The sequence below is a fragment of the Glycocaulis abyssi genome, assembly GCF_041429775.1.
Lineage (GTDB): Bacteria > Pseudomonadota > Alphaproteobacteria > Caulobacterales > Maricaulaceae > Glycocaulis > Glycocaulis abyssi.
The window spans coordinates 2,127,443-2,140,004 of record NZ_CP163421.1; the positions used below are offsets into that span (position 1 = coordinate 2,127,443).

Genomic DNA, 12,562 nt, shown 5'->3' on the forward strand with positions numbered 1-12,562 from the left:
ATGAGCCAGCCCGGCACCGACCCGTTTTACCGCGAGCGCCGCCTGCCGCCTTACGTCTTCGCCGAGGTCAACCGGATGAAGGCAGCCTGGCGCAAGGATGGCCGCGATATCATCGATTTCGGCATGGGCAATCCTGATCTCGCCCCGGCGCCGCACATCATCGAGAAGCTCAAAGAGGTCGCCGCCGACCCGCGCGCCCACCGCTATTCGGCGAGCCAGGGCGTGCCGGCCCTGCGCCGCGCCTTCACCCGCTACTATGATCGCCGCTTTGATGTGGGGCTCAACCCGGAAACCGAAGTGTGCGTCACGCTCGGCTCCAAGGAAGGGCTGGCCAATCTTGCACAGGCCATTACCGCGCCGGGTGATGTCATCATCGTGCCGGACCCCTCCTACCCCATCCACATGTTCGGCTTCATCATTGCGGGCGCGGCGGTGAGAGCCGTCAGCTTCGCCAGCCCTGAACAATTCCTGGCTGACGCGGTAACGGCCTGCAAACGCTCGGTGCCAGCGCCCAGCGCCATGGTGCTGAACTTCCCCTCCAATCCGACAGCGCAAGTGGTCGATCTCGATTTCTACCGCGAGGCGGTGAAGGTCGCCAAAGCCAACGATATCGTCCTCATCTCCGACCTTGCCTATTCGGAGATCTATTTCGACGGCAATCCGCCGCCTTCCATCCTGCAGGTCGAGGGCGCGCGCGACGTGGCGGTGGAGTTCACCTCCATGTCGAAAACCTATTCCATGCCGGGCTGGCGTATCGGCTTCGCCGCCGGGTCAGCGCGCCTTATCGCGGCGCTCAAACGGGTCAAATCCTATCTCGACTATGGTGCCTTCACGCCCGTCCAGATCGCAGCTGTCGCCGCGCTCGACGGCCCGCAGGATCATGTCGCCATCGCGCGCGAAACCTATAAGAAGCGCCGCGATGTGCTGGTGGAGAGTTTTGGCCGGGCGGGCTTCGACATTCCCTCCCCTCCTGCCACCATGTTTGCCTGGGCGCCCATCCCGGAGCGCTTTGCCCATATGGGATCGGTGGAGTTTGCCAAGGACCTGATGGAGAAGACCGGCGTGGCGGTCGCCCCCGGCCTTGGCTTTGGCGAGCGCGGCGATACCCATATCCGCCTGGCACTGGTCGAGAACGAGCAGCGCATCCGCCAGGCGGCGCGCAACCTGAAGGGTTATTTCGGCAACTGACCGCCGGGATGGCCGCCGGAAAAAAGGCGCGCTCCCGGCTGGAAGCGCGCCTTTTTCATGCTTGGCTGCCCGGAAAGACTAGCCTTCGACCTCGGTCAGCAGGCCCCGGTTGCGCAGGAGCGGCTCCACCGAAGGCTCACGCCCGCGGAAGCCGGTATACATGTCCATGGCAGGACGCGTATTCCCGCCGGAGAACACCTCATAGAGGCGCTGCGCGGTTTCCGGATCGAAGATGTCGCCTGCTTCTTCAAAGGCGGCAAAGCCGTCATTGTCGAGCACGCCCGCCCACAGATAGCTGTAATAGCCCGCCGCATAGCCCTCACCGGAGAAGCTGTGCAGGAAGTGGGTGGAACGGTGACGCATCGGGATCTGGCGCAGATTCTCGCGGCTTTCGAGAACTTCGGCCTCGAACGCTTCCACATCGATCTCCGACGGGTTTTCTTCCAGGTGGAAGGCCATGTCCACAAAGCCGGAATTGAGGAATTCGACATTCTCGAACCCGGCATTGAAGGTCTGGGCTTCCAGAACCCGCTCCAGCAATTCCACAGGCATCGGCTCACCCGTCTCATAATGGGTGGCGTAGGTCTCGAGAATCTCCGGCTGGGCCAGCCAGTGCTCGAGGAGTTGCGCATGAAACTCCACAAAGTCGCGGTCCACCGATGTGCCCGCCAGCGACGGATACTCGGTATTGGACAGGATGCCATGCAGGCCGTGGCCGAGCTCATGGAAGAGCGTCGTCGCATCGGTGAAGGAGATGAGCGCAGGCTCACCGTCTTCCGGCTTGTTGTAGTTGCAATTGTTCAGGATCAGCGGAATTTCCCCGGTAATCCCGTTCTGGGCCCGGAACGAACTCATCCAGGCGCCCGAGCGCTTGCCCTGGCGGGCGAAATAGTCGCCGTAGAACAGGGCGATGACCTCACCACCGGCATTGTGGACTTCCCACACGCGCACATCCGGGTGATAGACCGGAATGTCGTTGCGCTCGTGGAAGCTGATATTGAACAGGCGCCCGGCCGTGTAGAACATCGCGTCGATCATGCGGTCGAGCTCAAGGTACTGGGCCACTTCAGACGGATCGATATCGTAGCGCTCTTCGCGCACGCGCTGGGTGTAGTAGCGCCAGTCCCAGCCTTCGGCCTCGTAGTCGCCGCCTTCGGCATCGATCATGGCCTGGATATCGGCCAGTTCTTCGAGCGCGCGCTGGCGGGCAGGCCACCAGACCTGTTCCATCAGGTCGATGGCCGCTTCGGGCGTTTCGGCCATCGTGCCGGCAGTGCGGTAATGCGCCCAGCTATCAAAGCCCAGCATCTGAGCCTGTTCCTGGCGCAGCACCAGAATGTCACGGATCAGCTGGTTATTGTTGAACTCATTGTCGTTATTGCCGCGATTATAGAAACCGCGCCAGGCACGCTCGCGAAGCTCGCGATCAGGCGAGGTTTCAAGGAAGGGCTCCACGCTGGAGCGGTCCAGCGTGATGATGGCCCCGTCCATGTCACGCGCACGGGCCGCGGCCCGCGCCGCGCTCACCATGGAGGCAGGCAGATCCTCCAGCGCGCTCTCCGGCAATTCCATGTACCAGCTCTCGCGGTCGCCCAGCTCGTTCTGGGAGAACTGGGTGTAGAGCGAGGAGAGCTCGGTTCGGATTTCCGCATAGCGCTCGCGCTGCTCTTCGGAGAGCTGGGCGCCAGCGCGTACGAAATTGTCGTGCGTGACGTCCAGCAGGCGTGCCTGCTGATCGGTCAAGCCCAGCTCCGCGCGGTTCTGCTGCAGGGTGTCGATGCGTGCAAACAGGTCGGCATTCAGCGTGATGGACGCGCTGTGACGCGCCAGCATGGGGCTAACCTCGCGCTGAATGGCGCGCAGCTCGTCATTGGAGGCAGAGCTGGTCAGATTCCCGAACACCGCGGCTACGCGGCTGAGATCGCGCCCGGCCAGCTCCATGGCCAGCATGGTGTTTTCAAAGGTGGGCGCTTCTGGATTGGTCGCGATGGCGTCGATCTCGGCCGCGTGGTCTGCCATGGCCGCCTCGAAGGCCGGCATGAAATGCTCTTCGCGGATCTGGTCCAGCGGTGGGGCGCCGAAATTCGCGGTCCATTCAGCCGCAAACGGATTGCCTTCCAGCGCGGCCATCGCGCCGCCCTGCGCCACGGGCTCATCCACGGCATCCGAAGCAGCCGGTTCAGACGCTGCGTCCAGAGTTTCCACAGCCCCGTTTTCCTCCGGGGTCGGCGCAGTGGCCTGCTGCTCGCAGGCAGCCAGCAGAAGCGCAGCTGCAGCTGCGCCATACATCAGACGGTCTATCATATCCTCACCTTTGGTGCGTGTTTCTATTGGGCAGGAAGTTCTGATGGCATCCTAACGCCGCATACCGACAATTAAAGGTGCTGGTGCGGTTTCCCCACGAAACTGTGATTATATAACGCTTCCCGGACATGAAAAAACGCGGAAGGGAGGCCCTTCCGCGTTTCTTGTCTGGCGTCTCAGACCCTGCCCCTGATCAGGGAGCAGGCCGAAATCTAGTCGGCCAGTTGCAGATCAACGGCCTTGGGGCCTTTGCCGCGAGTGTCCGGCTCGGTCTCGAAAGACACGCGCTGGCCATCATTGAGGCCCGTCAGGCCGGCAGCCTGGACGGCCGTGATGTGCACGAACACATCCTTGCCGCCATCGTCCGGGGTGATGAAGCCGAAGCCTTTGGTGGTGTTGAAGAATTTGACAGTACCGGTTGTCATTTTCGGGGTAACCTTTCCCGTAGTATTGCGCCGCGTCCGGCGCAAGAGTTCAGTCGCGTCCGGCGTCCCGGTCGCGGCGAACGGACTTGCAATGCGGGGAAGGCTGAAGGGGTAGGCGTTGTATCACGCGGGGTCTTCCAGTATTCCGCCGGGCCGAAACGGCCGCCCGTGCATCTCATGTTATGCCGTAAAATCGCCCGCGCGGCAAGGTAAGACGCAAGTGTTCCGGCGTTGAACCCGGCCACAAGGATGCTAGCGTGCCGCCATGACGCGCCGCCCCTTCCTTTCACGTACCCATCGCGCCCGCGCCGCGCGCGCGCGGCAGAACGCTTCGGGTGATCCTGGCGGCACGATGCGCCTGGCCGTTCTGGTCGCCCTGGTGCTGGTGGCACTGGCCGTCGCTGCGGGCTTTCGCGGGGAGGAGACCGCGCGCGGCGTCGGTGGTCTGGTGGCGCGGCTGGGTCCGCTGGCAGAGCCGCGCCTGCTTGGCGCGTCCATTCTGGAGCTTCTCGCCATTGCCGCCGTGATTGGCGCCTGCGCCCTGATCCTCTGGCGCAAGCGCTGACGCCTGCCCCTATCCTTCAAGATCTGATTTCAGCCGGTCCAGCATGGTAACTGCCCGCTCCGCATGCGGTCCGATCCAGCGGTCATGGATATGGCGGATCGGCAGCGGGTTGAGATGGTTCCAGCGCTCGCGGCCCTTGCGCTGGACAATCACCAGATCAGCCTTCTCCAGCACTTTGAGATGCTGCATCACCGTGCAGCGGTCCAGCGTATCAAAGCGCTCACACAGCGCGCCTGTGGTCTGCGGATCATCCTTCAGGCAATCGAGCAATTCCCGCCGGACAGGCGAGGCCAGAGCCTTGAAAATCAGGTCCATTTTATCTTCGCTTGACATGTTATAAATTTATAACATGATTTGCAGCCATCAAGGCAAGCCCGTAATCAGGACAGGTGAAAAATGGATATGGAGCTGAAATTCTCGGTCGGCGGGCGCATCGCCCGGCCAGTGCCGGAGGTGTTCGAGGCGGTCGTGAACCCCGAAACGCTCTCGCGCTATTTCACGACCGGCGGAGCCGAAGGACGCATGAAGACCGGCGTCACCGTCTACTGGTCATTCCACGATTTTCCGGGCCGTTTCCCGGTGGATATCATCGAGGTGGTGGACAATGAGCGCATCGTGTTCGAGTGGGATTCCGATGATCCCGACACGCCCTACAAAGTCCGGACCACCATGGAATTTGAGGCGCTTGAAGACGGGCGCACGCTGGTCACCATCCGCGAGGAAGGCTGGCGTCAGACCCCTGCCGGCCTGAAAGCCTCATACGGCAATTGCAGCGGCTGGATGCAGATGCTGTGCGCCCTCAAGGCGTGGACAGAGCACGGCATCAATCTGCGCGAGGGCATGTTCCAGTAACGCGGCCTGTTAAAACCAGCCTGCATCGCGAAGGGCCGGATAGAAGCTGCGGCTGACCGGCACTTCGCGCCCATCCTCCAGAATGAGGGTGCCGCGCCCATCGCCCTTGCGCGCATCGCTAACGGCATCACGCGCCACCCACCAGGAGCGGTGAACCTGCGCGCCGTCAAGCGCTCCGCACGCCGCAACCGCGTCCGACAGGCGCATCAGGATCAGCGCTTCGCCGGAATCGGTGCGCACCCGTAGATAATGATCTTCCGCGCTCATCGAGAGGATGCGGGCCTTGCGCAAGGGATGGGGCAGCTTGCCCAGAAGGGCGTCAGAGGGGCGGGCCGGCGCGGCACCGGAGGCGGCAATGCGGGCTGCCTGACGCAGATCCTCGATATGGCGTGCAATCCACGCAATGGCGACCACGAAGCCGGAAACAACCAGCACGAAAAACCACGTCACGGGCAAGGCACGCCAGTGCACCGCCCCGGCCATCAACACATTGATGGCAAACACCGCCGCCGTCACCGGCACAGAGATGCAAAACGCGGCGATAACGTAATGGCACCAGCCGGGAAGGGCGGGAAACAGGCGCTGGGCCAGCGGCCCGGCTGTCCAGCCCACCACCGCGCCCATCACAATCAGCCCGACCCAGTAGACCCAGACCTGCGGCCAGCCCACCCGGCCCGTTCCATAAGGCCCCAGAATGGCCAGAAAGGTTCCCAGCGCGACCAGCCAGACAGCCCTGACCGCCCATTTGCGCAAGGTCTGCGAGGCAGCCTTGGTCACGTCATACGTCCTTCCCTGTCATTCACGAAGCGGGAGTGGAAGGCTTACCGTCATTCACGAACAGGTCCAGTCCTGACGCGAATTTCCGCTTCTTGCACACAGCGCCTCACGCCATCTCTGGTCGCGCAAGGTCAGACGGGAACCCATCCGGCGCACCCTGCAGCCAACGACCCGTGAGACGGAGAACAAGCCTTATGTGGACCATTCTTGCCAAGGCCGCTGTCCAATTGGCCGCTGCCATCGCGGCAGGCGGCCTCTTCACCATTCCGCTGGCAGCCAGTCTTGGTGGATTTGATTGCGCCAGCGCGCGGGAAACCGCCACCCTCACCGTCAGGCTGACCGGGTTTTCCAGCATTGAGGGCGAGCTGGATGTGGCCGTCTATGCCGACGCGGACAGCTGGCTGGGACGCGATCCTGCCGCCCGCACCCGCATCCCGGCCGGTACCCAGCCTGCAGAGCTGGTGTTTGAGGGGCTTGCCCCGTCCATCTACGCCGTCTTCGCATGGCATGACGAGAACTCGGACGGACGGCTCAATTCCGGGCCCATGCGCATTCCCACAGAGCGGTTCGGATACAGCGCCGGTGCGCGCGGCCGCTTCGGCCCGGCCTCTTTTGACGCCGCGGCCATCACTCTGGAAAGCGGCATGCATCATATCGAATATATCCGTCTGGCAGGGGCGTCGGGACGATGAATATCGACGCGTTCACCAGCGCGCCCTGGCATATCCAGCTTCACACGCTCGCCGCCCTGGCGGCTCTGGGTCTGGGCGCCTTCCAGCTGATCGCGCCCAAGGGCACTTTGCCCCACCGCCAGCTCGGCTATGCCTGGGTGGGTCTCATGCTGGTCGTGGCCATCACCGCCATCTTCATTCAGGAAACCGGCGGGCTGAGCTGGATACATGTATTCGTACCGGTAACGCTGTTCGGCGTTGCAGGGCTGATCTACTACGCCCGCAGGAAGCACGTCAGAGGGCATTCCATAACCGCAATCGCGCTATATGCGGGCGCCCTCCTCACCCCCGGCGCATTCACCCTTCTGCCCGGACGCCTCATGCACACCGTGGTCACGGGCGGATAGCGCCGCGTTGCGTCAAAGCCATACCTCTCCGGCACGCTTCGCCGCCCCAATGGGTTCTCATTGCACTGGCCGCGTGCGGGCTTATCATGGCGGCTCATGGGGGGATGGATGCGCGAAGAACGCACCAGCAGATTTGTCCGGCTTTATGCCGGAGGAGAGGGGGAGGCTGCCGGTCCCGGTGCTCATCCCATGGATTCATGGTGTCCGCCCTGCCCGCCCCCGCGCCGCCATGGCAGCACACCTATCGATGCGATTGTCGGCATGGCCGTGCGGCTGGGCCTGGCTGCTGCCTTGTGGAGCTGGGCGAGAGCCAACGCCCTGCCGGTACACGACTGGAGTGACTGGCAGAACTGGTTCCGGCCCGATCCGGGGCTGGCCGCCGCAGCATCGGTCTGGTTTACAGGCATGGCCGATGCGCAAGCGATCGCCTTCCAGCTTGTCTTGTGGGGTACGCTTCTGCCGGTCATTCTGCTGGCTGGTTTTCTCACAAGGTTTGCCGGACTTGGCATACTCCTGTGCGCGGTGTTCTTCGTGATCGCCATCGAGCCGCAAGGATGGAGCTTTGCCCTGATCGCCGGTGCGCTGGGGCTTTATCTGGCCTTGCGCGGAGCCGGGCCTCTCTCCATTGACTGGGGCGCCATCCGGCTGACCCGGCTGGGGTAGACCAGGACCCGGCATTCCTGTCCTATATTTAACTTCCCAAATCTCCAGAAGCGTTCCACGGTCTGTGCAAGGACAGGGGAAGCTCGAATGATTCAGGAATTAATGAATGCTGGCATCCAGATTGCACTTGCGCTGCTGGTGGTCTTTCTGGTCTGGCTGATTTTTGCACGCAAACGCTCCGGATTTCTGAAATTTGCCGGTCTTCACGGCGCGCCCCTCAAGGCGATGGGCATAGCCCTGATTGCCGCGTTGATATTTGCCCCGCTTACCATTGCCATGTTCATGCTGCCGGGCCTGGCAGACGCTGCCACCGGCCCTGATACGGTTGCCGGGCGGGTTCAGGCGCTGGGCATAACACCCGAAACCATCGCCATCGTCCTAATCATCGCCTTCCTGAAGACATCAGGTTCCGAGGAGATCCTGTTCCGGGGCCTCATCGCCAAACGGCTGATTGCCTGGCTGGGCTTTGGTGTGGGCAACACGATCCACGCCCTGATCTTTGCCTCCATCCACCTTCTGATCTTCGTGGCACCGGGCGGCCCTGCCTTCGACCCGGTTCTGGCCGCGGCCCTGATGGGCGTCGGCTTCACCGGTGGCTGGGTGATGGCCTGGATCAATGAAAAGCGGGCTGACGGTTCCATCGCACCCAGCTGGCTGATGCATGGCCTGACAAACACGATTGCCTATCCCGTATTGGCGTTTCTTTAGCTTGCAAGGCGCCGCCCCTGCGCGCCCAGTCTTGAACCGGCCGGGCGGGCGTGATGAGTTGGCATCAAGTCAATTGTCACCCTTCGCAAGCCCCGGACTGCCTCGCCCATGCTGATCTACAGAAATGTCGGTGCTGTCCTTGGCGGCGCCTTGCTGCTCCAGATTTCCGTGGGCGTGCTGGGTGTGTCGCTGCCGCTGGCCATGGCGGCAGCCGGATGGTCAGGCTCGACCATCGGGCTTGTCGCTGCCGCTTACGGGGCGGGCTTCATGGCCGGAGCCTGGATCGCGCCGGGATCAATCCGGCGCATCGGGCATATCCGCGCCTATGCCGCCTTTGCCGGGCTTTCAGCGGCACTGATACTGATGCTGGCGCTGGAATCCCATGTCGTCTGGTGGCTCGCCGCCCGCTTCGGGTTTGGTGTGTGCACCGCTGGCCTCTTCGCCGTTGCGGAAAGCTGGATCGCCGATGCCACCCCGTCCCAGCGGCGCGGCGCGGTGATCTCCGCCTATCAGATCATTGGCAGGGCCGGTCTGATCCTCGGGCCCTTTATCATCGCCCTGTCCGGGCTTGAACTGACCCAGAGTTTCATCGTCGCCGGGATATTCCTCGCGCTGGCCCTGGTGCCGATGACCGTCACAAGGCGCGCCCAGCCTTCCATTCCCGATGGCGAGCGCGCGCCGCCCTGGCGGGTGTTTGCCATTGCCCCTACCGCAGCCGTGGCGGCTTTTGCAGCAGGTCTGGTCAATTCCGGCCTGCTGGCGTTTGTACCGATCTGGGCCGACAGTCTGGACGCCGCCCGCGCCACAGGCGCAGCCGCCCTCATCATGGCCGTGATCTACGGCACCTCCATGGTCGTGCAATGGCCCGTGGGGCGCATCTCCGACAAGCTTGACCGGAGGCTGGTAATTGCCGTCAGCGCGGGCCTTGCCGCCATCATGGCAGGCGTGCTGGCGCTGTTCAGCGCGCCCGGCCTTCTCTGGGGCGCGGTGATGGCAGGCGCCTGGGGCGCGGCAAGCCTTTGCTATTACGGCGTGGCGGTGGCCCATGCGGCCGACCGGGCCAAGGTGGAGGAACTGCCAGCCATCGCCTCTGGCGTGCTGCTGCTCTGGGCCGCCGGATCCATGGTGGGGCCGCTCATTGCCGGTTTCGCCTATGAAAGCCCGCTGGCCAGCCGCGGTCTTTTCCTTGTCGGCCTGACGGGCAATCTGGCCTTGTGCGTGTTCGCCCTCCTGCGCTCGCGTGCCCGCGTCGCGGTACCCCAGGAAGAACGCGAACCCTTCGTCAATCTTATGGCCACCTCCGCTGAGCTGGCCGAGATCGACCCGCCCGAAACAGAAGGCGCGCCAAGGCGCGAGGAGGATATCTAGTGCTGATAGCGATCCTTATAGGGGTGATAATCGGCGTGGCGGCAGCCTTCAGCCTGCGCGGACGGCTGAACGCGCTGCCATTCCTGACATGGATTGGCTGGCTGCTCGTCGGTGCCGGCATTCCGGTGCTGACAGGCCAGCTTGGATTTCTGGCACTGGCGGAGAGCTCCGGAGAGGCTGCGGCGCTGGCCATCCCGCTGCTGGTTACAGGGCTGGGCGCCGGTATTGGCTGGGCGGCCTGTGTAGCCGGTCTGCGCCTGACCTACAGGCAGCCATGACAGGCTACACGCCTCGCGTTGCACTGCGGCAAGGCGATGGTATAAGCCGACGCGAAACATCTCCTGTGACGGGCCGCATCCGCCGGTCCGCCCCTCCCCGGTAACAAGGTGAGTGCTGCCCCATGAATATCCACGAGCATCAGGCCAAGGCCGTCCTGAAGGCGTTTGGCGCGCCTGTCGCTGACGGTGTTGCGATCTTTTCCGCCGATGAAGCCGGCGCGGCAGCCGACAAGCTGCCCGGACCGCTCTGGGTCGTGAAGTCGCAGATCCATGCCGGTGGCCGGGGCAAGGGCAAGTTCAAGGAGCTGCCCGCCGACGCCAAGGGCGGCGTACGCCTCGCCTTCAGCCGCGATGAAGTGATCGCCCACGCCAAGGACATGCTGGGCAATACGCTGGTCACCCATCAGACCGGCCCGGCCGGCAAGCAGGTGAACCGGCTCTATATCGAGGACGGGGCCGATATCGAGACCGAGCTTTACCTGTCCCTTCTGGTCAATCGCGAGACAGGCCGCGTGGCCTTTGTCGTCTCCACCGAAGGCGGGATGGATATCGAGGCGGTCGCCGAAGAGACGCCGGAGAAAATCCTCACCATCAATATCGACCCGGAAACGGGCGTCACCTCAGGCGATGCGGCAAAAATCGCCGATGCGCTGAAGCTTTACGGCACCGCGCGCGAGGACATGCTGTCGCTGGCTCCCATCCTCTACCGGGCCTTCACCGAGAAGGATATGAGCCTTCTGGAAGTAAACCCGCTCATCGTGATGAAGGATGGGCACTTACGCGTGCTCGACGCGAAAGTGTCCTTTGATGGCAACGCGCTCTTCCGCCATGAGGACATCCAGGCCCTGCGCGACCTCACCGAAGAGGACGAGAAGGAAATCGAGGCGTCAAAATACGACCTCGCCTATGTGGCGCTGGACGGCAATATCGGCTGCATGGTCAATGGCGCCGGTCTTGCCATGGCGACGATGGACATCATCAAGCTCTATGGCGCGGAGCCAGCCAACTTCCTCGATGTGGGCGGGGGCGCATCCAAGGAGAAGGTGACGGCCGCCTTCAAGATCATCACCGCCGACAAGAACGTCAAAGGCATCCTCGTGAACATCTTTGGCGGCATCATGCGCTGCGATGTGATCGCCGAAGGCGTGGTCGCCGCGGTGAAGGAGGTGGGCCTGAAAGTGCCGCTGGTCGTGCGCCTTGAAGGCACCAATGTCGATCAGGGCAAGAAAATCCTCAACGAGAGCGGGCTGGACATCACCTCCGCCGACGATCTCGACGATGCCGCCCAGAAAATCGTCAAGGCGGTGCAGGGGTAGGAGGTCAGTCACGTTCAGTATTTATGTGACAGTGATTTAGTTTTGAGACACACTCCAGCTCAAGTGTCGCATGCATGACGAGCTACACATCGTCGTATCAAAGGAGGTGATTGTGCCGCCCGAAGGCGATATTGTTCTCAATATTAAATTTGACCCCGCAGATTCGCCAGCACGAGTCTTCTCGATTGCTGGCGACCTCATTCAGGGGCTGGAAGATTTCGACGGCGCGATAATCGATTCCATAGACTCAAAAATAAAGACCTCCTTCATTTTGGAGGATGTCGAAAAATCCAGCTTACGCGTTGTTCTGCATAACGTTCTCAAGAATATTGATGACGATGCCTTAAAGTCGCTCGATATTAAAAAGCAAATTGGCACATATCTTTTAAAGGGCAAATATATAGCCCTCCAGTGGCTCGACAGTGCGCCAGATCAGTCTGCGCCTCCCCGTTTGGAAGACCTCACAGAGAATCTTCGACGGTTAGCGGAAGAATCCGACGCTCGGCATTTGCCAGACTATCCACCGCCGAACCCTACGCGCATAGCTCAATCGCTAGAAAACATACAGCGTGTCAAAGCGCGCTTTAAACCTGGCGAGGAACTAACGATTACGCTGGGTCCCGACGACTATCGTGTCAACACCGGTCGGGTATGGTCACCGCTTGAAGCTGTTTCAGATTCTCCGGAACAAGAGCTTTCTAATGAAGTTGACCTCGTTTTGACGATTCATACAGTCCCTTTCATTGGAAAGTCAAAGTGGCGCTTTAAGCACGGCAAGAGATCATTTACTGCCGCAATAATCGATGAAACTTGGCTGAGCGAATTTCATGCTGGAAAACACGCCCTAAAGCCAAACGATGCTCTGCGTGTGCGGGCTAAATTTGAATATACGTATGATGAAAGGGGTGCGCTGACGGACGAAGAGGTATCTGTCATTAAGGTCTACGGCGTTATACACTCTCCACCTCCTCAACAACCGATGTTGTGACTGGAGCTAGCAGAAGTCCACTAGGGTGCCGTCGTCGCCACAGCAACCGGTT

The 12,562-nt window shown here is 61.9% G+C and carries 15 protein-coding genes; 11 read left to right on the top strand and 4 right to left on the bottom strand.

Annotation, left to right across the window (positions count from 1 at the left end):
* A complete protein-coding gene (locus AB6B38_RS10260) occupies window positions 1-1,188 on the top strand; it encodes an LL-diaminopimelate aminotransferase (RefSeq protein ID WP_371392758.1) in 1,188 nt (395 codons plus the stop codon).
* Window positions 1,189-1,266: 78 nt separating this feature from the next.
* Here AB6B38_RS10260 and AB6B38_RS10265 read toward each other — a convergent pair whose 3' ends face one another.
* Both AB6B38_RS10265 and AB6B38_RS10270 read right to left on the bottom strand, forming a co-directional pair.
* Window positions 1,267-3,318: a M3 family metallopeptidase gene (locus AB6B38_RS10265; protein ID WP_371395094.1), complete on the bottom strand. Its 2,052-nt coding sequence runs from the start codon at window positions 3,316-3,318 to the stop codon at window positions 1,267-1,269.
* Window positions 3,319-3,704: 386 nt separating this feature from the next.
* A complete protein-coding gene (locus AB6B38_RS10270; protein ID WP_127568954.1) occupies window positions 3,705-3,917 on the bottom strand; it encodes a cold-shock protein in 213 nt (70 codons plus the stop codon).
* 265 nt (window positions 3,918-4,182) lie between these two features.
* On the opposite strand from AB6B38_RS10270, the gene AB6B38_RS10275 reads away from it, so the two are divergent.
* On the top strand, window positions 4,183-4,482 hold the full coding sequence (locus tag AB6B38_RS10275) for a hypothetical protein (protein WP_371392759.1): 300 nt from the start codon (window positions 4,183-4,185) through the stop codon (window positions 4,480-4,482).
* Window positions 4,483-4,491: 9 nt separating this feature from the next.
* On the opposite strand, the gene AB6B38_RS10280 is transcribed toward AB6B38_RS10275, so the two are convergent.
* The gene (locus tag AB6B38_RS10280; protein WP_371392760.1) at window positions 4,492-4,815 is read right to left on the bottom strand and encodes an ArsR/SmtB family transcription factor; all 324 of its coding nucleotides are present in this window, start codon (window positions 4,813-4,815) and stop codon (window positions 4,492-4,494) included.
* A gap of 69 nt (window positions 4,816-4,884) precedes the next feature.
* Here AB6B38_RS10280 and AB6B38_RS10285 point away from each other — a divergent pair, with 69 nt between their 5' ends.
* Window positions 4,885-5,334 carry an SRPBCC family protein gene (locus AB6B38_RS10285; RefSeq protein WP_371395095.1) on the top strand — a complete coding sequence of 150 codons (450 nt, stop codon included), beginning with the start codon at window positions 4,885-4,887 and terminating at the stop codon, window positions 5,332-5,334.
* A gap of 9 nt (window positions 5,335-5,343) precedes the next feature.
* Here the strand turns inward: AB6B38_RS10285 and AB6B38_RS10290 are convergent, their stop codons facing one another.
* Entirely contained in the window at window positions 5,344-6,111 is a 768-nt protein-coding gene (locus tag AB6B38_RS10290; RefSeq protein WP_371392761.1) for a LytTR family DNA-binding domain-containing protein, read from the bottom strand.
* A 194-nt stretch (window positions 6,112-6,305) separates the two neighbouring features.
* Between AB6B38_RS10290 and AB6B38_RS10295 the strand changes: the two genes are divergently transcribed.
* From AB6B38_RS10295 to AB6B38_RS10330, 8 genes are all read left to right on the top strand, one after another.
* On the top strand, window positions 6,306-6,803 hold the full coding sequence (locus AB6B38_RS10295) for a DUF2141 domain-containing protein (RefSeq protein WP_371392762.1): 498 nt from the start codon (window positions 6,306-6,308) through the stop codon (window positions 6,801-6,803).
* Window positions 6,800-7,189, top strand: coding sequence for a DUF2306 domain-containing protein (locus AB6B38_RS10300; RefSeq protein WP_371392763.1), 390 nt, complete (start codon window positions 6,800-6,802; stop codon window positions 7,187-7,189). Before AB6B38_RS10295 ends, AB6B38_RS10300 begins: the two co-directional genes overlap by 4 nt.
* A gap of 108 nt (window positions 7,190-7,297) precedes the next feature.
* Complete coding sequence (locus AB6B38_RS10305) at window positions 7,298-7,852, top strand: hypothetical protein (RefSeq protein WP_371392764.1); 555 nt, start codon at window positions 7,298-7,300, stop codon at window positions 7,850-7,852.
* A gap of 87 nt (window positions 7,853-7,939) precedes the next feature.
* Window positions 7,940-8,560 carry a CPBP family intramembrane glutamic endopeptidase gene (locus AB6B38_RS10310; protein WP_371392765.1) on the top strand — a complete coding sequence of 207 codons (621 nt, stop codon included), beginning with the start codon at window positions 7,940-7,942 and terminating at the stop codon, window positions 8,558-8,560.
* A 108-nt stretch (window positions 8,561-8,668) separates the two neighbouring features.
* Window positions 8,669-9,928, top strand: coding sequence for an MFS transporter (locus tag AB6B38_RS10315; RefSeq protein ID WP_371392766.1), 1,260 nt, complete (start codon window positions 8,669-8,671; stop codon window positions 9,926-9,928).
* Window positions 9,928-10,206: a hypothetical protein gene (locus AB6B38_RS10320; protein ID WP_371392767.1), complete on the top strand. Its 279-nt coding sequence runs from the start codon at window positions 9,928-9,930 to the stop codon at window positions 10,204-10,206. The genes AB6B38_RS10315 and AB6B38_RS10320 overlap by 1 nt, the downstream gene beginning before the upstream one ends.
* Window positions 10,207-10,328: 122 nt before the next feature.
* Window positions 10,329-11,522 (top strand): ADP-forming succinate--CoA ligase subunit beta, encoded by a 1,194-nt coding sequence (gene sucC / locus AB6B38_RS10325; RefSeq protein ID WP_371392768.1) that lies wholly within the window; start codon window positions 10,329-10,331, stop codon window positions 11,520-11,522.
* A 70-nt stretch (window positions 11,523-11,592) separates the two neighbouring features.
* On the top strand, window positions 11,593-12,510 hold the full coding sequence (locus AB6B38_RS10330; protein ID WP_371392769.1) for a hypothetical protein: 918 nt from the start codon (window positions 11,593-11,595) through the stop codon (window positions 12,508-12,510).
* Window positions 12,511-12,562 lie beyond the last annotated feature (52 nt).